Genomic DNA, 21536 nt, shown 5'->3' on the forward strand with positions numbered 1-21536 from the left:
CGTCAGGCGAACGCGGAGGGCCGGCCGAGGGCGACCAGGTGGTGGTCCTTGGTGCCGACGTAGATCCGGCCCTTGTCGGTGGCCGGCACCGAGAACTTGCTGACCGTGCCGAGCGGGAAGGAGCGGCGCAGCTTGAGCGTGCCGTCCACCGGCACGGCGTCGTAGGCGCGGAGTTCGCCGCCCTCGCCGTACTGGCCGGTGCCGGACCAGATCACCCAGACCAGGGCGGAGCCGCTGCGGGTGCCGTCGGAGGTGACGACGGGTGAGCCCGACATCTTGAGGAAGTCCTCGGCGCTGGTGCCGGCGCTGGTCAGCTGCGGGAGGCCGGTCGGGCCGACCGAGTACTTGAGGGCGCGCAGCTTGCCGTAGTTCTCGACGGTGTAGACGTAGCCGCCGTCGCCGCCCCAGACGGCGGGGTGGCCCCAGACGCCGCCGTACGGGCCGGTCGTGCCGACGGTCTTGTCGGTCCCGTTCGGGCCCTGGCCCATGCCGCCGAGGTCGTCGCGGTCGAGCAGGAAGATCCGGCCGTCCTTGCCCACCTGGACCAGCAGCCGGGGGTGGGCGGGGGTGCCGAACAGGTTCTCGGGGAGGGCGACCGGGCCGCCGGAGCCGAGGTCGGTGTCCCGCTTGTCGAGGGTGGCGTTGTTGGTGGGGCTGAAGAAGTCCTTGGGGGTGAAGGTGCCGTCGCCGTTCACGGCGAAGCGGATCACCGACTCGCCGAGGCCGCCGGGCGGCTTGTCGCCGGGGCCCTTCGCGGGCGAGGCGCCCGCGCCCTGGCCGTTGGCGGTGGCGAGGATGATCCGCCCGGGCCCGTCCGAGACGAGACCGCTGCCGGCCATCCAGATCGACGCGCGCTGGGTGTCGGAGCCGGCCACCGTGGACCAGAGGGTGAGCTTGCGGGTGCGGGTGTCGAGGCCGGCCAGGGTGCCGATGTAGTCGCCGATGCCGCAGAGCGAGCCGAAGCCGAAGTAGATGCGCCCGTCGAGCAGCAGCAGCCCCGGGCGCTGGAGCGAGCGGTAGGCGTTGAACGGCTTTCCGGGGGCGTTGACCGGGTCGCCCTGGACGGTGACCGGCCAGCCGCTGCGCTCGGCCCCGGTCCGGGCGTCGACGGCGTGCACGTAGTAGTGCGGGTGCTTGTCGTCGGGGCCGTCGTTGACCTTGCTGGTCAGGTACACCGTGCCGGTGGCCGGGTCGTACACCGGGGTGGAGGTGGTGCCGACGTTGGGGCCGGGGTCCGAGCAGCCGATCGCGGCGGACGGCCAGGCCGCGCCCATCGCGCGGTGCCAGGTGATCTTCCCGGTCTTGGCGTCGATCCCGTAGACGTGGTTGGTCTCGGTGGCGACGACCACGGTCGGGCCGATGACCAGCGGCTGGGCGAAGACCTGGCCGTCGAGCGGGACGGAGAAGCGGACGCCGAAGTCCGCGGCGCCGACCTCGGCGGGGGAGAGCCCGGGTTCGTTCCGGTCCCAGGCGGTGCGTTCGGTGGTGACGGAGACGGTGGTGACGTCGGCCCGGGCGGCGGCCACCGGGGTGAGCAGGGCGAGGCCGGCGAGCAGGGCGGCGGCGCGCACCGTCGGTCTGTTGAGGCGGTTCATGGCGCCATGCTTCGGCGGCGGCGGCGGGGCCACCAGCGGAGGTGGTCCAGTCGGCCGTCCTCCGTTCGCAGCGTTTCACCCGGATCCCGGGCCGTGATCCTCTATGGTCGTCGCGGCGCACGCCAACGGGCGGGCCACGGACGAGAACGGGGACGCGGTGCGAATCGGAATCATCGGCACGGGCACGGTCGGGCGGACGCTCGCGGACAAGCTGGTGGCGCTGGGCCACGAGGTGACGCTGGGCTCGCGGACGAAGGACAACGAGAAGGCCCTCGCCTGGGCGGAGCAGGCGGGCCCGAACGGGCACAGCGGCACGTTCGCGGACGCGGCCGGGTTCGGCCGGGTGGTGCTGAACGCCACCGCCGGGACGGTCTCGCTGGAGGCCCTGCGGGCGGCCGGCGCCGAGCGGCTGGCCGGAAAGGTGCTGGTCGACATCTCCAACCCGCTGGTCTTCTCCACCGAGGGCACGGTGAGCCTCGACCCGGTGAACACCGACAGCGTCGGCGAGCGGATCCAGCGGGAGTTCCCGGACGCCCGGGTGGTGAAGGCGCTGAACACGCTCTCCGCGCCGCTGATGGTCGACCCGGGCCGGGTGCCGGGCGAGCACAACCTGTTCGTGGCCGGGGACGACGCCGCGGCCAAGACCGAAGTGGTCTCCCTGCTGGGCGAGTTCGGCTGGCCGGCCGAGGCGGTCATCGACCTCGGCGGGATCACGTCCGCCCGGGGCATGGAGATGCTGATGCCGTTCTGGCTCCAGCTGATGCGCACCTTCGGGACGACCGACTTCAACTACTCCATCAAGCGCGCGGGGTAGCAGGGGCGCGCGAGGCCGAGGGACGGGCACGCCGGGCGCGCGGGGTAGCAGGGGCGCGCGGGGCGCGGGACGGGCGCGCGGTCCGGCGGGGCGCGCCTCCCCCCGCCGGACCGCGGCACCGCGGCGAGGGGCGAGAATGGACGGCATGTCCCGACGCCGCTCCGCGCCCCGCGCCGCCGCCCCCGCTCCCCGACTGCTGCCCTCGTCGCCCTGCCCGTGCGGCCTGCCCGCCGCGTACGGCGACTGCTGCGGCCGCTACCACCGGGGCCAGGCCGCCGCGCCGACCGCCGAGGCGCTGATGCGCTCGCGCTTCAGCGCCTTCGCCGCCCACGACGAGGCCTACCTGCTGCGCAGTTGGCACCCCGACACCCGGCCCGCCTCGGTCGACTTCGACCCGGCGCTGCGCTGGACCCGCCTCGACGTGCTCTCCACCAGCGACGGCGGCCCGTTCCACACCGAGGGCACGGTCGCCTTCCGCGCCCACTACACCGAGGGCCGGGAGGAGGGGGTGCTCACCGAGCACAGCCGCTTCGTCCGCCACGAGGGCGCCTGGGTCTACCTCGACGCCCTCTCCCTCGACACGGGCTCGTGAGCGGCCGGGGCGGCCACCCGGCCCCGGCCCGCGCCCGGGACGGGCTCAGAGGTAGTCGTCCAGGCGGGCGAGGGTGAATCCCTGGGCGGTGACCTCGTTCACGACCTTGCGGAGCAGGTCCGGCATGGTGCCGTTCCAGAGGTCGGTGCCCCGGAAGTGGGTGAGGATGATGTCGCCCGGGTGCAGCCGCTGGTCCTCGTAGCGGTACTCCATCCGGTCCGGGAAGGCCTCCTCGTTCCAGAGCGGCACCGCCTCGATCCCGCAGGAGGCCGCGGCCCGCAGGGTGTCGTCGTTGTACTCGCCGTACGGGGGCCGGAACAGCCGGGGGCGGACGCCGATCTGCTGCTCCAGCTGGTCCTGCTGCCGGCAGATCTCGTCGCGCTGGGTGGCGTAGTCGAGCACCTTCAGGTTGCGGTGGTTGATGGTGTGGTTGTTCACCGCGTCGCCCTGGGCGGCGAGCTTGCGGAAGTAGCCGTAGTCGGACCGGGCCAGGTAGTCGGCGACGAAGGTGCTGAGCGGGATCCCGAGCTCGTCCGCCATGCGGGAGAACTCCGGGTCCTTCTCGGCTCCGTCGTCCACCGTCAGGAAGACGATCTTCTGGTCGGTCGGGACGCGGTACACCACCGGGGGCAGTCCGTCCGCGAGCTTGACGCCCTGCGCCTGCTTCAACTCCGGTTTGACCAGCGGGTGTTGTGGCGCCCGGTCGGGCAGCCGCTCCAGGCCCCAGCGGTGCGCGGTCTCCAGACCGGCGCGGACCGCCGCCTCCCGGCGGGCCACCGCCTCGCCACTGCTCTCCTCCTCCACCCGGGCCAGCCCGGGCAGTGCCAGCGGCACGGCGGGCGGCCGCGGGCCGCCCCGGTCGGCCGCCTCGGCGCCGGCCTGCTGCTCCGGCTGCGCGCCGGCCGGCCGGTCCCGCTGGGGGCCCGCTCCGGCGGGTGCGGCGCTCGCACCGGCCCGGGCGGACGGCCCGCGCTGTCCGGCGGGCGCGCCGCAGCCGGCGACCGCGGCGGACAGGCAGACCGCGGCGACCAGGCCGCTCCCGATCCGGCGGTGTGCCGTCCGGTGACTCCCCCTCAGACCCCCATTAGTGCGATTATCGGATGGTGTGTCCATGGAGCACTGCTCCCCCGACACGCCAGCGGGTCAATCCCCCCATCACCCGCCCGGCCCACCGCCACCCCCGTGCAGCCCCACCGCCCACGCCGCCAACAGCGCGAAGTCGGCCTCCACCAGCCCCCGCCCCGGATGCACCCGGTGCAGCAGGGCCGGCCCCGCGTGATGGGCGGCCACGTAGGCTCGGTCCGCCTCCCCGATGTCGTCGTCCACCCAGGCGAAGGGGCGGCCGGCGGCCCACTCCACCAGCGGCCAGGTCTTCGGACTCGTGTCGTCCGGCCGCCAGACCGCCGGACCGGGCAGCGTGACGAACGGCAGCGGGGGCAGGCCGAGCGCGGGAGCGATCCAGCGGTTCGCGCAGTCCTGCCAGGTGGTGGCCCAGACCAGGTCGAACGGCAGGGCGCGCAGCCGCTCCCCGTGCGCCCTGTTCAGCCACACCTCCACCGGGCCGGACGACCAGCGCGGCTCCGCCCGCAACGGCCGGTAGGCGGGTGGACGGGAGTCCGGGTCCACGTGGTACGGGTGGAGCGGACCGTCGACGTCGAGCAGGAGCAGCGGGCGCGGGATCGGGTGCACCGCGCGAGGGTAGCCCGCCCGCCGGGCCGGCCCGGCGGGCGGTCCGACGGGCGGTCCGGCGGCCTCGGAAAACGGTTCGCGGACGGGGTGACGGAGCGTCGATAATGCGCGCATGACGATCAGCACGCTGCACGCTTCCGACCTCTGGACGATCTCCCGGGCCGATGTGGGTTCCCCGGAGGCCGAGGCGTTGCTGCGCGAGTACTACGTCGACGTCGCCAACCGGTACTACCGGCTGCACTTCGACCGGGAGTGCACGCCCGAGGAGATCGAGACCGGCCTCGCCGACTCCCCCAGCGGCGACCTCGCCGAGCCCACCGGGCTGTTCCTGCTCGGCCGTTACGGGGGCGAGCCGCAGTCCTGCGCGGGCCTGCGCGTCCTCGACGACCGCACGGTCGAGCTGACCAGGGTCTTCGTCCGGCACGCCGTCCGCGGCACCGGCGGCGGCGGCCGCCTGCTCGCCGCCGTGGACGACGCCGCCCGCTCCCTCGGCGCCGAGCGGATCGTCCTGGACACCCGCCTGGACCTGGTCGAGGCCCGCGCCCTCTACACCCGCCACGGCTACCGCGAGATACCCGCCTACAACAGCGGCCCGTACGCCCAGGTCTGGTACGGCAAGGACGTCACGGCGCCGGCGGCCACGGCCGGCTGAGCCGCCGACGTCACCGCTGCCCAACCGCTCGGCGTCCAGGCGGCCGTGAGGTCGGCGGCGACGTCGCGCAGGAGGTGGAGGAAGACCTCCACCACTGGGGTGCGGGCGGCCTCGGCGGGGGCGACGGCGTGGAGCCGCCGGAGCGGCCGGGGATCGGCGCGTTCGCGGTGGGTGGCGCCCGGGACGGAGGTCAGTGCCAGCCGGGAGACCAGGGCGCCGCCGACGCCGGTGCCGACCAGGGCCCGGGCGACGTCGTAGGAGTCGGTGCCGGAAGCGGATCCGCGGGGTGCGAGCCGGCGGCGCCCGCCGCGCGGTCGAACCTGTTCCCGGGCGGCGTGCCCGGCCACGACGGGGGCGGGCGGGTGGCCGGGGGCCGACGCGACCCTGCCCGGGTTTCCGGGCCCCGGGCAGGGCGCGGGCATGAGGGACGGCCGCCGGACCTGGCCAGGTACTCCGACGGCCGTGGCCCCGTCCGTCAGGGGGCGGGGCACTTCGAACGTTATGACACCCCGCGGTCGCTCGACCACCGCAGTCGGCCGTCCGGGGGACGGCCGCGTGTCGCCGGGTCGGCCGGGACGGTCGGACCCCTCCGCTACGATCCGTACCCGGAAGGTCACGAAGCGGCGCGATCCCCGGTGCGCCGTGCCGGGACCAGCCTGCCGCGCGCCCGACGGACGACGGACGACGGACGACGACACGAAAGCGGTGATCACCCTGTTCCGGCCTCGTTCCAGCCTCGCCGTCGCGGCCGCGCTCGCCGCCGCGGCCCTGGCCGTCACCGTGCCCGCGGCGGCCTCCCCCGCCGACGCGGGCGGCGTCGGCGACCCGGTCTTCCCCGCGCTCGGCAACGCCGGCTACGACGCCCTCGCCTACGACCTGGACTTCCGCTACCGACCGGACGACCGGACCGTCGACGCCACCGCGGTGCTGACGGCGCGCGCGCTCACCGCGCTGCCGAGCCTGGAGCTGGACGCGCTCGGGCTGGACGTGCACGCCGTCCGGGTGAACGGGCGGCCGGCCGGGTTCCGGGCGTACGGCGAGAAGCTGACCGTGGTGCCCGCCCGGGCGGTGCGGCGCGGCGCCCTGCTGCGGGTGGAGGTCGCGTACACCGCCGACCCGCGGGCGAGGCTGCCGCACACCGGCTGGGTGCCCACGCCGGACGGCTTCGCGGTCGCCGGCCAGCCCGACGGCGCGCACACCGTCTTCCCGTGCAACGACCACCCGAGCGACAAGGCGCGGTTCACCGTCGCCGTCACCGCGCCGGACGGCCTGCTCGGCGTCGCCAACGGCCGGCTCACCACCACCGGGCACCCGCGGGCCGGCCTGACCACCCGGCGGTACGTGTCGCGCGAGCCGATGGCGACGGAGCTGCTGCAGGTGTCGGTCGGCGACCACACCGTACGCGAGCGCCGCGGCCCGCGCGGGCTGCCGCTGCGGGACGTCGTGCCGGCCGCCCGCGCCGAGGCCCTGGAGCCCGCCCTGGCGCTCACCCCCGGTCAACTGGAATGGGCCGAGCGGCACCTCGGACCGTTCCCGTTCGAGACGTACGGGCTGCTGCCGGCCAACACCGACGACCCGGCCGCCTTCGACTTCACCGGGCTGGAGACGCAGACCCTCACCCTCTACAAGCCGAACTTCCTGCTGCAGCCGGAGCGCCAGATCGGCTCGCACATGATGCACGAGCTGGTGCACTCCTGGTTCGGGAACAGCGTCTCCCCGCGCAGCTGGGCGGACCTCTGGCTGAACGAGGGTCACGCCGACCTGTACGGCCTGATGTACCGGTACGAGCGCGGCTGGCCGGACTCGGCCGGCCACACCACCCTCGGCGACCGGATGCGCGACGTCTACGCCGAGGGCGACCAGTGGCGGCACGACTCCGGGCCGGTCGCCGCGCCCACGGCCGCCGGCCTCTTCGACAGCCAGCGCTACACCGGGGGCGCGCTGGTGCTGTTCGCGCTCCGCGAGCGGGTCGGAGCGGAGGTCTTCGACCGGATCGAGCGGGCCTTCCTGCGGCAGTACCGGAACGGCTCGGCCACCACCGGCGACTACCTGCGCACCGCCTCGCGCGTCTCCGGCCAGGACCTCACCGCATTCCTGACGGAGTGGCTGTACGGGACCAGCACCCCGCCGATGCCCGGCCACCCGGACTGGACCGTCACCCCGGTCGACCCGTCCGCCCGCCGGCTCGCCGCCGTGCCGCACGGCTCCGGGACGCTCTGAACCGGGCCGGCCGGGCCCACCGCTGACCGCGTGCGGTGATGCGGGCGGCCGGTGCCGGGAGTCCGCGCCCGCCCCGCACTCCGGCCCCGCACACTCGGCGCCGCACACTCGGCGCCGTACTCCCGGCGCGCCCGTCCGGTGCGCTCGGGCGCCGGTCGCGCGCCCTTGGACGGTGCGGGCCCACGAGCGGATCGTGGTGCCACGGCCCGCCCGCCGCCCGGCCGAGTTCCGGCCGGCTCGCGGGCCGTCCAACGTTCCCGGACGCACCTGCGGGCCCGTCCCGGCAGCCACACCGGCCGGTCCCGGCAGCCGCTCGGGCGGGTCCGGGCGGGGCACCGGGAAAATCCGCTGAGAAAATCCGCTCCGGCCAGGCAACCCCGACGGGCGCCCACCGCGTTGACCTGCCGTGAGACGAACACCGACGACACCCAGGACGCGGCCGCGGTGGCCGGCACGTCCGGCGGACACGGCAACGACGGGAACACCATGGCGGGGGCGGCACGATGAGGGACGCGACACCGGACTTCGAGGAGTTCGTCGCCGCCCGCAGCCCCCGTCTGCTGCGCATGGCGTGGCTGCTGACCGGCGATCCGCACCTGGCCGAGGACCTGCTGCAGACCGCGCTCGCCAGGGTCTGGCCGAAGTGGGAGACGATCTCCATCGACCGGCCGGAGGCGTACGTCCGGCGGGTCCTGGTGAACTCGCACGTGTCCTGGTGGCGCCGCCGCTGGCACGGGGAACTGCCGCACGGCGAGCTGCCGGAGCCGCCGACCGCCGCGGACCCCTACGAGGACGTGGTGACCGGCCAGGTGGTGGCCGCCGCCGTCCGGGCACTGCCGCCGCGTCAGCGGGCCGTGGTGGTGCTGCGCTACTTCGAGGACCTCAGCGTCGAGGAGACGGCCGAGGCCCTGGGCTGCAGCACGGGTACGGTCAAGAGTCAGACGCACCGCGCGCTGTTGGCGCTGCGCGGCAAGCTGCCCGCCCGGGAACTGCTGCTGGCCGGGGGGCGTCGTGATCGAGCCTGACAACGGCGCCGGCGGGTACCGGCCCGGCGGACACGGCCCCCGCGGATTCGGGCCGGGCAGGTACGAGCCCGCCGGGTACGAGTCCGGCGCGTACGCGGCCGGGGGCTCCGGTGCCGAGACCGATGCCGAGGTGGAGCGCGAACTGCGCGTCCTGCTGGACCGGGCCGCCCCGGACCTGCCGGCGCCCGCCGACCGGATGGAGCGGATCCGCGAGCGCGCCGACCGGGCCCGCCGACGGAGGCGGACCGCCGCGCTGGCGGCCGGGCTGACCACCGGTCTGGTCGCCGCCGCCCTGGCCGCCGCTCCCGCCCTCGCCCCCGGCGCGTCCGTCGCGCTGCACCCCGCGAGCGCCGGCCCCGGCACCGCGTCCACCGGGGCGACCGGCGCACCGGGCACCCGACCGAGCCCTTCGGCCGGAGGCAATGCCGGTACCGGCCCGGGCGCCGCCGAGAACACCGGCGCGGGCACCGCCGGGGGCGCCGAAGCGGGCCCGACGCCGAGCGTCGCACCGAGCGATTCCCCGGCCCCCACCATCATCGACCGCCCGCTGCGGTTCCCGGACCTCGGCGGGGTGATGATCGACGTCCCGGCCGGCTGGACCGGCCTTGCCGCCATGACCGGCAAACCGTCGAGCGCCACCGGCTACCTGGCGAGCCAGCCGCTGTACGCCAAGGCCTCCTGCACGCCCCGCCAGGAGTCCTGCGAACCCGTCGACAAGCTGGTCGAAGGCGGCACGCTGATCACCCTCACGGCCGCCTCCGACCGTCCGCAGGCCGAGAAGATCTACGGGTTCGACGGCCCGGCCGTCGCGATCGAGGTCGACAAGACCTGCCACGGGCGGGGCGGCACCGCTCAGCTGGTGGGCCACCGGGCCGTCATCCTGGACTACGGGATGGACGTGGTCGAGCTCTCCGCCTGTCTCAACCGTCCGTCCGATGCGGCCCTGCGGCAGGTGCAGAAGCTCCTCGACTCGCTCCGCAACACCGGGACCGCCCCCGCGGCCCCCGACAGCATCCGCGGCTGACCGCGCGCCGCCTCCGTTCCGCTGCCTCCTCCTTGTCCGAAGGCGGTTCCGCCATGTCCCTACCCCGTCGCGCCCTCGCCGGGATGGCGCTGCTCCTGGTGGGCTGCGCCCCCGGCGCGGCGTCCCCGGCCGACCGGGCCGCCCCGGCGCCCCCGCGGCCGGCCGGCGGCGCCGACACCGCCCCGTCCGCCGGGCCCACGCCCGCCCCCGCCCCCGTCGCCGCGCGCCCGGTGCCGCCCGAACCCGCCCAGGCGCCCGCGGCGGCCCAGGCACCCGACGCGGCCCGGGCGCTCGAAGCGGCCCCGACCCACGGGCTGCCCCGGCGTCGGGCCCCGACTGCTCGGCGCCGTGCCGACGGAGAGCCGGCAGGCGCTGGTGGTCAGCGGCTCGGGGCCGGACGCGAGCACGGCCACCGCCACGCTCTACCGGGACGACGGCGAGGGCTGGCGGGCGGGCCCGGCCTGGCCCGCCCGCAACGGCCGGCGCGGCTGGACCACCGACCACCGCGAGGGCGACCTGCGCTCCCCCGTCGGCGTCTTCACCCTGTCCGACGCGGGCGGCCGCCTGCCCGACCCCGGCTCCCGCCTCGGCTACGACCGCTCCGACGCCTTCACCGTCGACGGCACCGGCTTCGAGGGCGAACCGCTCGCCGGCTCCTTCGACCACGTGATCGCCATCGACTACAACCGCGTCCCCGGCACGTCCCCGCTGGACCGCCGCCGCCCCCGCGGCGGCCGGTACGGCGGCGGCATCTGGCTCCACGTCGACCACGGCGGCCCCACCCACGGCTGCGTCGGCCTGCGCCCCGAACACCTGCGGGAGCTGCTGCTCGCCCTCGACCCGGCCCGGCGGCCGGTGGTGGTGATGGGGGACGCGGAGACCCTGGCGCAGTAGCGGCCGGGACGAACGGACGGACGCGGGTCGGTCGCCGGCACGACCTGCGTCCTCGCCTGCCCACGGCCTCCCGGCGGCGCCCGGGCCGGGCCCGGGCGAGGCCGGCATTGTCAGTCCCCCTTGCTACCGTCACGGACGTCGGAATCCGATGGGGATCATGGGGGAATTCATGAACGATGAGCTGCGGCAGTTCGGCGTGGACGCCTACGACCGCTGGACGGCGATGTGGAACGGCGAGGTGGGCCTGGCGGAGGAGATCATGGCCCCGGAGTTCACCCTGCGCTACGCCCAGGCGAACACCGAGGCCTTCGACGACGCGCGCGTGCCCGCGCAGCTCGCCGAGCTGATAGCCGGCTGGCACCGCTACCGGGACGGGATCCGCTTCACCGCGCAGGGGACGGCGGTGGTCGACCTCGCGCTGGTCGACGGCCGGCCGACCGGGCTGGTCGCCCGGCCCTACCTGGCCGAGTTCACCGACGAGCACGGCGCGACCGTGGCGCGCAGCGGGACGGACACCCTGCGGATCAGTGACGGTCTGATCAGCGAGGTCTGGTCGGTCTCCTCGGGGGCCGCCGGGCGGACGTTCTACCGCTGACGGTCGGTCGGCCGCGCGCCGAGGGCCCGGCCGGTGGTGGCCGGCCGGGCCCGGGGCGACGCAGCTGACGACCGCCGGCCACGGGCCTCCGGTGCGGGCGGTGGCGGGCGGTGCGCCCGGGGGCGGAACGGTCAGTAGCGCAGGACGGCGGCGATCCGGGCCCGGCCGGCCAGCTCGCCGGCGGGGACGAACTGCACCCTGGCGCCGGTGTCGAGCGCCCGCTCGACGATCTCGTCCACCATGTCCTCGCGGACGTCCTGCTCCCCGGCCGGGGCGGGGACGAGGTGGTTGTCCGTCACCCGGACGGGCTCCCAGTAGTCCTCCTCGACCGCGAGCAGGCCGACCCGGCCCTCGGTGACGTTCTGCCAGACCTCGTCCATGCCGCTGGCCAACGCCTTGACGCTCTGCGCCTGGTCGAGCCGCTGGTGCAGCTCGGCGACGGCCCGCTGCGCCTGCTGCTCGACGGTGGCCCGGGCGGCCTCGGCGACGGCGGCGGCCGAGGCGTGGCCGAGCCCGCCGCGCGGCACCTGGGCGGAGGCGCGCTTGACCGCGGTGCCGACCTCGTCCAGCAGGGCGAGCGCGGCGGCCTCGCCGAGCACGTAGAGCGGGCGCGGGTCGGTCTCCAGCAGGGTGCCGAGCGCGGTGTCGGCCTCGCGCAGGAAGCGGCGGGTCTCCTCGTCGCGGAAGGTGCTGGGCACGTCGCCGATCCGCTCCTGACGCTCCACGTCCCAGTCCGGCCGGACCTGGTCCAGCGGGAAGCGGCCGGCCGTGTGCTCGGTCAGCCGGGGCCCGCTGCCGCCGAACAGGGCGACCCGGTCGGCGGCGACGGTCAGCACCCAGTACGGCGCGCCGGCGGCGTAGGCGGAGACCAGGTTGCGGGTCAGGAAGGTGTCGGAGAACACCACCCGGGCGGGTACCGTGCGCGGCAGCGACCAGACCTGGTGCTCGCCGGGCGCCGCGAAGATCACCAGACCGTCCTCGGCGTGCACCAGGTCGACCTCGCGCAGCGCCCGGTCCAACTGCTCGACCACGTCCAGCCGGTCGGCCCGGGAGACCGCCTCGTCGGCCTGCAGCCGGTTCTTGGCCTCCGCGATCAGATTGCGCAGGCGGACCGGATCCTGGGTGTTGTCGGGCTCGCTGCGGTGGGTCGGCAACAGGACGGAGACGGCCGGATAGCGCCGGGGGCGGCGCAGTTCGGCGAGGACGGCGGGCGTGAGCTCGGCTGCGTGCATCGGGAGCCCTTCTTGTCGCGAATGGCTGGGAGAGACCGGAAAGCGGAGGCTTTCGCCGGATTTGCTCCCCGACCCCTCCCCATCCCACCGCCCTCCCATGCCGCCCGCCACCGGAAACCCTCCGGCGTCCCGTAACCCGGGTGGCGGATCGTCGTTGGAGGGGGCATGAAGAAGCGCAGCATGCTCGCCGTCGCCTCGCTCGCCGTGGGTGTCGTGGCCTCCCTGACCGCTCCCAGCGCGCACGCGAGTGCGGTCGGCGGCCAGGGTGACCTGACCGGGCCGCTCCAGCAGGGCGGGGCGCTCACCACCGCGCCGGGCGCCGTCACGGGGCAGGTCGGCGACGCCGGCGGTGTGGTCGGCGACGCGACGAGCCATGTGACGGGTCAGGCGGACGGCCTGGTCGGGCTGCCCGCCTGACCGTCGGCCGCTGGAACTCCGGAACATCGGACCACCGGAACCCCGGGGCCCGGCCGCATGGCCCCGGCCGGGAGGGAGACCGTCAGCTGGTGGCCGTCCACCAGCGCGGCCGGCCACCAGCAAGCCAATCGCGGGCCCGTCAGCCGAGCGCGGTGCCGACGTCCTGGGTCCAGTAGACCCCGGCCGGCCCGGTCGCGACGCCGATCCCGATGTCCTTGAAGGCGCAGTCCAGCATGTTGGACTGGTGGATCCCGCCGTCCATCCAGCGCGAGAACACGGTCGCCGGGGCGCTCGGCCCCCGGTCGAGGTTCTCGCCCCACTGCGACCAGCGGTAGCCGGCCGCTGTCAGCCGGGCGTCGGCACGGGCGCCGTCCGGGTTGACGTGGTCGAAGAAGCCGCGGGCCACCATGTCGTCCGCGTGCTTCTGGGCCGCCGTGTGCAGCTTCGGGTCGATCCGCAGCGGGCCGCAACCGGCCTTGGCACGTTCGGCGTTGACCAGGTCCACCAGCTGGCGTTCCGGGCTGGGCGGCGGCGTGGCGCGCACGACGGTCGGGGACGGCGTCGGGGTGGCGGTGACCGGCGGCTCGGTGGGCGTCGGCACCGGCGCGGCGGTCACCGGGGGCGCCGGGGTCTCGGTCACGGTCGGTTCAGGGGCGGGCGGCGCCGGCATCGCGGGCACCGTCGCGAGGTCGGGCGCGGCGGCCGGGGCGGTCGGTTCGGGCGCGATCGGCTCGGGCTGGGCGTGCTGCGGCCAGACCAGCGCGAGGGTCGCGAGGGCGAGGACCGTCGCCGCACCGCCCGCGACGGCACCCTTCCGCCGGGTGAGGGCGCCCCACGGGCCTTGCCCGCCGGCGGTGGCGTCGGCCGGGCTCCCGGGGGTGCCGCCCGTGCCGCCCGCCCCGCCGTTCGCCGCGGCACCGGGCGTCACCGCGGCGGCCGTGGCCTGGAACGGCACGCTGATGGTCGAGTCCAGCGGGATGGGCACCAGCGCCAGGCCGGCCAGCAGCCCCTCGGCCGGGAACAGGTCGCGGCCGAGCCCGTCGCAGGCGGCGCAGCCCCGGATGTGCCGGGCTATGCGCTTGCGCCAGACCGAGTTCGGCGTGCCGTCCCAGCCCGTCGTCACCTCGGCGAGCTCCGGGCAGCGCGGGTAGGCGGAGAGCGCGCGGACCACGACCCGGCCGGCCTCCAGCTGCTTCTTCATCCGCTGCACCCGGACGGCCGTGTGCTGCGGCGTCAGGTCGAGCGCCTCGGCCAGTTCGGCCCGGGTGAGGTCGCCGCAGGCCTCCAGCCACCAGAGGGAGAGCAGCTCGCGGTCGTCCGGGTCCAGCCAGCGGGTGGCCTCGGCGACCTCGCGGCGCTGCCCTGACAGGCCGAGGCGGAGGATGGTGAGGTCGGTGAAGTCGGCCCGGGGGTCGGCGAGCTCCCAGGCCTCGTCGAGACCGCCGACCGTGCTCTGCTGCTGACCGGTGAAGCGGCGGCGGACCTGGTTCATGGTGATCGCGACCAGCCAGGAGCGGAACGACTCGGGGTCACGCAGCCCGTCGAGGCCGTCCAGCGCGCGGATCATCGTCTCCTGCGCGACGTCGTCCACGTCGGCATGGCCGTTCATCGCACGTCCGGCGACGTTGTACACCAGCGGCAGCCAGGTGGCGACCAGCGCCTCCTGGGCCTGCCGGTCACCCGACTGGGCCGCCAGCACCAGGGTCGTCCCGGTCCTGTTCTGCACGTCAACAACGTTCATGGTCCGCACTCCGTCTTGCCGTCATCCGTCCGCCGCTGCCTCCTGGGAGACCTCCGGGGAGAGCCCAGATAACAACAATTCGCGCGGATTCGGAAACGGGAGTTCGAGCGGATGCTGACGGTCGGCCGGTGGCTTGGCAGGCGGCTTCACCGACCGTCGCGGTCGGGTCAGGCCGGGACGGCGAAGACCTGGGTCCACCACGGACCGCCGGAGCCGGTCCGGACGCCGACGCCGATCTCCTTGAACGAGCAGTTGAGGATGTTGGCGCGGTGGCCGGGGCTGTTCATCCAGGCGTCCATCACGGCGGCCGGGTCCTTCTGGCCGCGGGCGATGTTCTCGCCCCAGCTGCTCCAGCGGTAGCCGACGGCCTCGATCCGGTGGTCGGCGTGGAAGCCCTCGGGGCTGGCGTGGTCGAAGTAGTTGCGGTTGGCCATGTCCTCGCTGTGGCCCTGGGCGGCGGCGGCCAGCTTGGAATCGGCGGTCAGCGGGCCGCAGCCGGCCTTGGAGCGTTCGGCGTTGACCAGGTCGACGACCTGCTGGGCGTACTGGGCCGCGGTCCCGCTCGCCGCGGTGGCGGGGGCGGGCGCGCCGGTGCGGGCGGCGGTCCCGGTGCCCGCGGACGCCTTGGCGGAGCCGGACGCGGCAGCGGTGCTCGGCTTGGCGGAGGCGGCGGTGCTCGACGCGGTCGCGGTGGGCGTGGTGGAGGCGGTGGCGGTCGGCGCGGCGGTGGTCGGGGTGGCGGGGGCGGCCTGGGCGGCGTCGGTGGCGAACGGGCTGGGAGCGGGCGCGGCGGCCGGATCGCCGGCGCCGGGGATCTGGATGCCCTCGTGGTTGCCCGCCTCGGCGGCGATCTGCGGGTCGATCGCCACCGCGGCCATCGCGTCCCGGTCACTCCCGGCCCCGCCGTACATCGCGTACCCGGCGCCGGCGAGCGCCGCGATGACCCCGGTGCCGGCCACCGCGGCCACCACGGCCACCACCGGGCCGGCACCGCCCCGGCGGCCACGGCGACCCCGTCCGCGACCCCGGTCGGCGGCACGGCGCGCGGCGCGGCCGCCGACCGCGTCGCGGCGGCCGGACGCGGGGAGGATGGTCGTCCTGTCTTCGCTGTTCACCTGGGCACGCTTCCTGTCTCGGGATCGGCCGGTACGGGTGCCGACACCTGGGAGACCTCGTGGCGGCGCACCGATAACAGAAAACACGAACGAATTTCCGACTCCCGACCGGGGGTACCCCCGGGGCACGGCAAGGGGTGTCAGCCAACCCGTGTCAGTCGACCCGTGTCAGTCGACCGGTGTCAGCCGCGCCCCCGGCTCGCGTCGGGCGCCGTGGCGTGGTCGGGCGCCATGTCGTAGGTGACGAACATGGTCCGGGTGGCGACCTGGTCGTACTTGCTGCGGGCCCGGTGGTTGTCGTCCGAGGTGATCCACCGCACGGCGTTCCAGCCGCGCTCGGCGGCGATCAGGCGCAGCCGGGCGAGCAGTTCGTCCACCGCGCCGCCGCCGCGCACGTCGGGGCGGACGAACAGGTCGTCCAGGAAGCCGGCGACCGCGCCGTGCAGCGGCCGGACGAACGGGCGGTAGTGCGCCAGGCCGACCGGCGTGCCGTCGGTGTCGCGGACGAGCAGCCCCTCCAGCTCGTGCGCCGGGTCGGTGAGCCACGACCAGACCAGCTCGGCCTTCTCGTCCGGCATCGGCACCTTGTAGAACTCGCAGTAGCCGCGGAACAGCTCGCGCCAGACGCCGAAGTCGCCGCTCTCGGGCGCGCCGACGCTCCAGCGGGCGGCGGCTCCGGCGGCGGGATCGGCGGTCGCTCCGGCGGCGCGATCGGCGGCCGCTCCAGCGGCGGCTCCGTTGGAGCTGCCATCGGTGGCGGGGGCACCGGTGGTGCCGGCGGTGCTGTGGGACGTCATCTCGGCCTCCAAGGGGTGGCGGGACCACGGTCGGCGTGCGGCGGCTCACCGCGCACGGTACCGCGCCAGCATGACGGTCCGTCGGCTCGTTGTGGCTGGACACCGCGGACAAGACCAGCGCCCGGTTCACTACGGATCGGCGCTCGCCGGGCCGGCCGCCGCGGGCAGGCGTGTCCTGCTCCCCGGGGCGGGCCCGGTCGCCGATGCTGGAGCTCCCGCCCGCCCGGGCCCGTCGCACTCCCCCGAGGTGCCCCCATGCTGCTCCGTCACCTGGCCCAGACCTCCCGCGCCGTGGCGGGCGAGCCCGGCCGCCGGGCCAAGATCACGCTGCTCGCCGACCGCCTGCGCGAGCTCGGCCCGGCCGAGGCACCCGCGGCGGTGGCGCTGCTCTCCGGCGAGTCGCACCGGCTGCGCACCGGCATCGGCCCGGCGGCCCTGCGCGCCCTGCCGCCGCCCGCCGCCGAGCCGTCGCTCGGCGTCCGGGAGGCGGAGCGGGTGCTGGAGGCCATCGCCGAGGTGCACGGCGCCGGCGCGCAGGCCGAGCGCCGGCGGCTGCTGTCCGGGCTGTTCGAGCGGGCCACCGACGTCGAGCAGGCGTTCCTGCGCGCGGTGCTGGTCGGCGAGCTGCGGCAGGGCGCGCTGGACGCGGTGGTGGCGGACGCCGTCGCAGAGGCCGCCGGGGTGCCGGCGGCCGCGGTGCGGCGGGCGCTGATGTTCCGCGGCTCGGCGCGCGCGGTCGCCGAGGCGGCGCTGACCGGGGGCGTGCCCGCCCTGGACGCGTTCGGGCTGGAGGTCGGCCGCCCGGTCCGGCCGATGCTGGCCGCCTCGGCACCGGACGTCGCCGCCGCCCTGGACCGGATCACCCCGGCCGCGCTGGAGTGGAAGCTCGACGGCATCCGGGTCCAGGTGCACCGGGACGGCCGGGACGTCGCGGTGTTCACCCGGAGCCTGGACGACATCACCGCCCGGGTGCCCGAGGTGGCCGAGGCCGCGCTCGCCCTGCCGCTGCGCTCGGCGGTGCTGGACGGCGAGGCGATCGCCCTCGGGCCGGACGGCCGCCCGCGCCCGTTCCAGGAGACCGCCGCCCGGACCGCGTCCCGCCAGGACCCGGCCCGGCTGCGGGCCGAAGTGCCGCTCACCGCCTACTTCTTCGACCTGCTGCACCACGACGGCGCGGACCTGGTGGACCGGCCGGGCCGGGAGCGCTGGGCCGCGCTGGCCGGGTCGGTGCCCGCCGGCCTGCGGGTGGCGCGCACCGAGACCGCGGACGTGGAACAGGCGCACGCCTTCTTCCGGGACACCCTGGCGCTGGGCCACGAAGGCGTCCTGGCCAAGGACCCGGCGACGGCCTACGCGGCCGGCCGGCGCGGCGCCGGGTGGATCAAGGTCAAGCCCCGGCACACCCTGGACCTCGTGGTCCTCGCCGCCGAGTGGGGCAGCGGCCGCCGCCGCGGCTTCCTCAGCAACCTCCACCTCGGCGCCCGGGCGGCCGGCGAACCCGGGCTCGGCCCCTGGGTGATGCTCGGCAAGACCTTCAAGGGCCTGACCGACGAGACGCTCGCCTGGCAGACCACCGAACTCCTCGCCCGCGAGGTCGACCGGGACTCCTACACCGTGCGGGTACGGCCGGAACTGGTCGTGGAGATCGCCTTCGACGGCGTCCAGCGCAGCCCCCGCTACCCCGCCGGCCTGGCCCTGCGCTTCGCCCGCGTCCTCCGCTACCGCCCCGACAAGGCCGCGGCCGAGGCGGACACCGTCGCGACCGTCCGCGAGATCGCGGCCGCCGAGGGCCTCTGAGCACTCCACCCGCACCCGGCCGGACCCGCACCGCACCTGGCAGCTGCACCTGGCAGGTCTTCAAACCTTCCGCTTTCCAATGGTCTTCACGTTCGGAGCGGAATCGGCCAATCTGCACGAGAGCGGCGCCGCACCCTTCGTGTGCGACAGAGCGGCGGTTAGGTTGACAACGACAGCGGGGGGCGGCCTTCCCGGCCCGGGTGATCCGGCGCCACACCACTGAGAGGTGTCCGTACATGCAGGTGAGCATCGACCAGGACCGCTGCTGCAGCTCCGGCCAGTGCGTCACGACCGTGCCGGAGGTCTTCGAACAGGACGACCACGACGGCCTGGTGAGACTCCGCCTGACCGTCCTGGCGCCGGCGCACCACGCCGATGTGCGGCTCGCCTCCGAGCTCTGCCCGGGCGGGGCGATCACCGTCACCGAGGACGGCACGAGCGCGTAGCCGCGGCCTCGCGCGGGCCCCGCCCTCGCGCGCCCCGGCACGGCGGCTGCCACTCGTCAGCCGCCGTCCGGCAGGTGCCGCCGGCCGGCCGACCCCGTGCCACCTGCCGTCCGCCACCTGCCGTCCGCCACTTGCCGGTTGTCAGCTGCCCACCTGTCGCCTGCCACCTGCCGTCCGCCACTTCCACGTGCCACCTGCCCCGCAAGGAGATCCCACCTTGACGAGCACGCCCACCGCCCCCGCCCCGCTGCTGCCCGCACCCCACGACGGCGGCTGCCCCTTCGCCCCGCCGCCCGCCTACACCGAGGCCGCCCGGGCGGGCAGCGTCACCCGCGCCGAGCTGCTGGACGGCTCCTCCTGCTGGCTGGTGACCGGCTACCACGAGGTCCGCACGGTGCTCTCCGACCGCCGGTTCAGTGCGGACGTCCGGCGGCCCGAGTTCCCCCTGCTCGTCCCCGGCCGGCGCGAGCTCGTCGCGGCCAACCCCAGCTTCCTGCGGCTCGACGACCCCGAACACGCCCGGCTGCGCCGCATGGTCACCGGGGACTTCCTGGTCAAACGGGTGGAGGCGATGCGTCCCGGGATCCAGCAGATCGTCGACGAGGCGGTCGACCGGATGACCGCGACCGGCTCCCCCGCCGACCTGGTCGCCCGATTCGCGCTGCCGGTGCCCTCGCTGGTGATCTGCCTGCTGCTGGGCATCCCGTACGGGGACCGGCAGCTGTTCCAGGACCTCAGCCGGGTGCTGATCAGCACCACGGCCGACGAGGCGCAGGTCGGCCGGGCGCAGCAGGAGCTGCTCGACTACCTCGGCGGCCTCGCGGCGCAGAAGCGGCACCGGCCCGGGGACGACATCCTCAGCCGGCTGGTCACCCGGGACGACCTCAGCCTCCGGGAGATCGCCTCCACCGGCCTGCTGCTGCTCGTCGCCGGGCACGAGACCACCGCCAACATGATCGCGCTCTCCACCCTGCTGCTGCTCCGCCACCCGGAGCAGGCCGCCCGGCTCGCCGATCCGGCGGCCGTCCCCGGCGCCGTGGAGGAGCTGCTGCGCCACCTCACCATCGTCCACACCGGGCTGCCCCGGCTCGCCGTCGAGGACGTCGAGCTGGACGGCACCCTGGTCCGGGCCGGCGAGGGCGTGATCGCCATGCTCTCCACGGCCAACCGGGACGAGGAGCTGTTCGGCACCCCGGGCGCCCGTCCCGTCGACGAGCTGGACGTGGACCGGGACGCCCGGCGCCACGTCGCCTTCGGCTTCGGCGTCCACCAGTGCCTGGGCCAGCCCCTCGCCCGCGCCGAGCTCCAGATCGCCCTCGCCACCCTGTTCCGCCGGCTGCCCGGCCTCCGGCTCGCGGCCCCGGACGCCGAGCCGGCCTTCCGTACGGACTCGCTCATCTACGGCCTGCGGGAGCTGCCGGTCACCTGGTGAACCCGGGCCGGGCGGAAGGCGCGGGTGGGCGAGGCGGCCGGGGCCGGTCGGCGCGAATCGGCCCCGGCCTCCCCATGGGCGGCTATTCCAGTACTAGAATAGGCGCATGAACCAAGCCCTGACCGCGGCCGAGCTCACCCTGCTCGGCCTGCTGGTGGAACAGCCCCGGCACGGCTACGAGTTGGAAGCGGTGATCGCCGAACGCGGAATGCGCGAGTGGACGGAGATCGGGTTCAGCTCGATCTACTACCTGCTGACGAAGCTCAGCGAGCGTGGCCTGATCACCCAGACCTCCCGGCCGGGGGGCGCCAAGGCGCGCAAGGTGTACGCCGCGACCCCGGAGGGGCGGCGGGCCTGTTCGGTCGCCGCCGAGGAGGCGATCGCGGAACTGCGGCCGGTCTTCCCCCGGCTGCTGGTCGGGCTGGCCAACCAGCCGGCCATCGACCCCGAGCGCCTGCTCGCGGCCCTGGACCGGCGGGCCGAGGCGCTCGCCGGGCAGATCGAGCGGGTCCGCCGGGCGGCGGCCGACGACGCGCACGCCCCCGAGTTCGTCCGCGCGATCTTCGACCACAGCCTCGGCCAGCTGTCGGCCGAACAGTCCTGGCTGTCCCACTACCGCGCCTCACTGGGCGGTGCGCCCGTCCCGGAACGACCAGGACCAACAGGACCAACAGGGCCAACAGGGCCAACAGGGCCGGCAGGACCCGCAGGACCGGGAGAAGCAGCAAGCCCCGAGACCCCAGGAGGAGAGACCACCGTGGCCCCCTACGACGTCAAGCGCGAGCAGAAGCCCTTCTACGCGCCGAAGAACACCGCGTGGGCGCTGATCGACGTCCCCGAGCAGCAGTTCATCGCCGTCGACGGCGCCGGGGACCCGAACACCTCGCCCGCCTACGCCGGAGCGGTCGAGGCGCTCTACGCCGTCGCCTACACGCTCAAGTCCGCCGCCAAGCAGACGGCGGGCGGCGACTTCGTCGTGGGTCCGCTGGAGGGCCTGTGGTGGTCCGACCGCCCGGACGCCTTCACGGCCCGCGCCAAGGACACCTGGAACTGGACCATGCTGATCAGCATGCCCTCCTGGGTCACCAAGGACATGATCGAGGAGGCCGTGCGGACCGCGCTGGCCAAGAAGAAGCTCCCCGCGATCTCCCGGGTCCGGCAGCTGACCCTGCACGAGGGCCCCAGCGCCCAGGTGCTGCACGTCGGCCCGTACGACGACGAGACCGCCGTGCTGGACGAACTCCACCACACCTACCTGGGCGCCAACGGCCTGCGGCCGACCGGCCGGCACCACGAGATCTACCTCGCCGACCCGCGCAGGACCGCCCCCGAGAAGCTGCGCACGATCCTGCGCCAGCCGGTGGAACGGGTCGGATAGCCCCGCAGTTGGCTCCGGCGTGGCTGCGGGCGCAGGCTGGAAGGGCGAGACAGGGACCCGGTCCGGCGGCCGCCCCGGCGC

21 protein-coding genes are annotated in these 21536 nt (G+C 75.4%); 13 read left to right on the top strand and 8 right to left on the bottom strand.

What is annotated here, in order from left to right:
* Positions 1–2: 2 nt before the first annotated feature.
* Positions 3–1595, bottom strand: a complete 1593-nt coding sequence (locus ACFVHB_RS04615; protein WP_380314995.1) for a PQQ-binding-like beta-propeller repeat protein — start codon at positions 1593–1595, stop codon at positions 3–5.
* 157 nt (positions 1596–1752) lie between these two features.
* Between ACFVHB_RS04615 and ACFVHB_RS04620 the strand changes: the two genes are divergently transcribed.
* Both ACFVHB_RS04620 and ACFVHB_RS04625 read left to right on the top strand, forming a co-directional pair.
* Positions 1753–2409 carry an NADPH-dependent F420 reductase gene (locus ACFVHB_RS04620; RefSeq protein WP_380314998.1) on the top strand — a complete coding sequence of 219 codons (657 nt, stop codon included), beginning with the start codon at positions 1753–1755 and terminating at the stop codon, positions 2407–2409.
* 145 nt (positions 2410–2554) lie between these two features.
* On the top strand, positions 2555–3001 hold the full coding sequence (locus ACFVHB_RS04625) for a YchJ family protein (protein ID WP_380315001.1): 447 nt from the start codon (positions 2555–2557) through the stop codon (positions 2999–3001).
* A 45-nt stretch (positions 3002–3046) separates the two neighbouring features.
* Here ACFVHB_RS04625 and ACFVHB_RS04630 read toward each other — a convergent pair whose 3' ends face one another.
* Together ACFVHB_RS04630 and ACFVHB_RS04635 are read right to left on the bottom strand one after the other, a co-directional pair.
* Positions 3047–4114: a polysaccharide deacetylase family protein gene (locus tag ACFVHB_RS04630; RefSeq protein ID WP_380315004.1), complete on the bottom strand. Its 1068-nt coding sequence runs from the start codon at positions 4112–4114 to the stop codon at positions 3047–3049.
* 42 nt (positions 4115–4156) lie between these two features.
* Positions 4157–4681, bottom strand: a complete 525-nt coding sequence (locus tag ACFVHB_RS04635) for a hypothetical protein (protein WP_380315192.1) — start codon at positions 4679–4681, stop codon at positions 4157–4159.
* Between the two features lie 121 nt (positions 4682–4802).
* On the opposite strand from ACFVHB_RS04635, the gene ACFVHB_RS04640 reads away from it, so the two are divergent.
* On the top strand, positions 4803–5342 hold the full coding sequence (locus ACFVHB_RS04640; RefSeq protein ID WP_380315007.1) for a GNAT family N-acetyltransferase: 540 nt from the start codon (positions 4803–4805) through the stop codon (positions 5340–5342).
* On the opposite strand, the gene ACFVHB_RS04645 is transcribed toward ACFVHB_RS04640, so the two are convergent.
* Positions 5270–5689 (bottom strand): LysR substrate-binding domain-containing protein, encoded by a 420-nt coding sequence (locus ACFVHB_RS04645; protein ID WP_380315010.1) that lies wholly within the window; start codon positions 5687–5689, stop codon positions 5270–5272. The two genes, ACFVHB_RS04640 and ACFVHB_RS04645, sit on opposite strands and share 73 nt — an antisense overlap.
* Positions 5690–6047: 358 nt before the next feature.
* Here ACFVHB_RS04645 and ACFVHB_RS04650 point away from each other — a divergent pair, with 358 nt between their 5' ends.
* The 5 genes from ACFVHB_RS04650 to ACFVHB_RS04670 all read left to right on the top strand — a co-directional run bounded on the left by ACFVHB_RS04650 (position 6048) and on the right by ACFVHB_RS04670 (position 11100).
* The gene (locus ACFVHB_RS04650) at positions 6048–7562 is read left to right on the top strand and encodes a M1 family metallopeptidase (protein ID WP_380315013.1); all 1515 of its coding nucleotides are present in this window, start codon (positions 6048–6050) and stop codon (positions 7560–7562) included.
* A gap of 503 nt (positions 7563–8065) precedes the next feature.
* Positions 8066–8587, top strand: a complete 522-nt coding sequence (locus ACFVHB_RS04655) for a SigE family RNA polymerase sigma factor (protein WP_380315016.1) — start codon at positions 8066–8068, stop codon at positions 8585–8587.
* Positions 8574–9611, top strand: a complete 1038-nt coding sequence (locus tag ACFVHB_RS04660) for a hypothetical protein (RefSeq protein ID WP_380315019.1) — start codon at positions 8574–8576, stop codon at positions 9609–9611. The genes ACFVHB_RS04655 and ACFVHB_RS04660 overlap by 14 nt, the downstream gene beginning before the upstream one ends.
* Before the next feature lie 348 nt (positions 9612–9959).
* A complete protein-coding gene (locus ACFVHB_RS04665) occupies positions 9960–10505 on the top strand; it encodes a L,D-transpeptidase family protein (RefSeq protein ID WP_380315022.1) in 546 nt (181 codons plus the stop codon).
* A gap of 169 nt (positions 10506–10674) precedes the next feature.
* A complete protein-coding gene (locus ACFVHB_RS04670) occupies positions 10675–11100 on the top strand; it encodes a hypothetical protein (protein ID WP_380315025.1) in 426 nt (141 codons plus the stop codon).
* Positions 11101–11231: 131 nt separating this feature from the next.
* On the opposite strand, the gene ACFVHB_RS04675 is transcribed toward ACFVHB_RS04670, so the two are convergent.
* Positions 11232–12332 (bottom strand): chemotaxis protein, encoded by a 1101-nt coding sequence (locus tag ACFVHB_RS04675; RefSeq protein WP_380315028.1) that lies wholly within the window; start codon positions 12330–12332, stop codon positions 11232–11234.
* A 165-nt stretch (positions 12333–12497) separates the two neighbouring features.
* Here ACFVHB_RS04675 and ACFVHB_RS04680 point away from each other — a divergent pair, with 165 nt between their 5' ends.
* On the top strand, positions 12498–12749 hold the full coding sequence (locus ACFVHB_RS04680; RefSeq protein WP_380315031.1) for a hypothetical protein: 252 nt from the start codon (positions 12498–12500) through the stop codon (positions 12747–12749).
* A 139-nt stretch (positions 12750–12888) separates the two neighbouring features.
* Here the strand turns inward: ACFVHB_RS04680 and ACFVHB_RS04685 are convergent, their stop codons facing one another.
* The 3 genes from ACFVHB_RS04685 to ACFVHB_RS04695 form a co-directional block, all read right to left on the bottom strand.
* Positions 12889–14490: a sigma-70 family RNA polymerase sigma factor gene (locus ACFVHB_RS04685; RefSeq protein WP_380315034.1), complete on the bottom strand. Its 1602-nt coding sequence runs from the start codon at positions 14488–14490 to the stop codon at positions 12889–12891.
* A gap of 167 nt (positions 14491–14657) precedes the next feature.
* Positions 14658–15605 carry a CAP domain-containing protein gene (locus ACFVHB_RS04690; RefSeq protein WP_380315036.1) on the bottom strand — a complete coding sequence of 316 codons (948 nt, stop codon included), beginning with the start codon at positions 15603–15605 and terminating at the stop codon, positions 14658–14660.
* Between the two features lie 182 nt (positions 15606–15787).
* The gene (locus tag ACFVHB_RS04695; RefSeq protein ID WP_380315039.1) at positions 15788–16402 is read right to left on the bottom strand and encodes a GNAT family N-acetyltransferase; all 615 of its coding nucleotides are present in this window, start codon (positions 16400–16402) and stop codon (positions 15788–15790) included.
* Positions 16403–16657: 255 nt separating this feature from the next.
* Here ACFVHB_RS04695 and ACFVHB_RS04700 point away from each other — a divergent pair, with 255 nt between their 5' ends.
* The 4 genes from ACFVHB_RS04700 (at position 16658) to ACFVHB_RS04715 (ending at position 21455) form a co-directional block, all read left to right on the top strand.
* Positions 16658–18199 carry an ATP-dependent DNA ligase gene (locus ACFVHB_RS04700; protein WP_380315042.1) on the top strand — a complete coding sequence of 514 codons (1542 nt, stop codon included), beginning with the start codon at positions 16658–16660 and terminating at the stop codon, positions 18197–18199.
* 236 nt (positions 18200–18435) lie between these two features.
* Positions 18436–18645, top strand: a complete 210-nt coding sequence (locus ACFVHB_RS04705; RefSeq protein ID WP_380315045.1) for a ferredoxin — start codon at positions 18436–18438, stop codon at positions 18643–18645.
* 217 nt (positions 18646–18862) lie between these two features.
* Complete coding sequence (locus ACFVHB_RS04710) at positions 18863–20077, top strand: cytochrome P450 (RefSeq protein WP_380315048.1); 1215 nt, start codon at positions 18863–18865, stop codon at positions 20075–20077.
* 106 nt (positions 20078–20183) lie between these two features.
* Positions 20184–21455 carry a GyrI-like domain-containing protein gene (locus tag ACFVHB_RS04715; RefSeq protein WP_380315051.1) on the top strand — a complete coding sequence of 424 codons (1272 nt, stop codon included), beginning with the start codon at positions 20184–20186 and terminating at the stop codon, positions 21453–21455.
* Positions 21456–21536 lie beyond the last annotated feature (81 nt).

The sequence above is a fragment of the Kitasatospora sp. NPDC127111 genome (genome assembly GCF_042677465.1).
Classification (GTDB): Bacteria; Actinomycetota; Actinomycetes; order Streptomycetales; family Streptomycetaceae; genus Kitasatospora.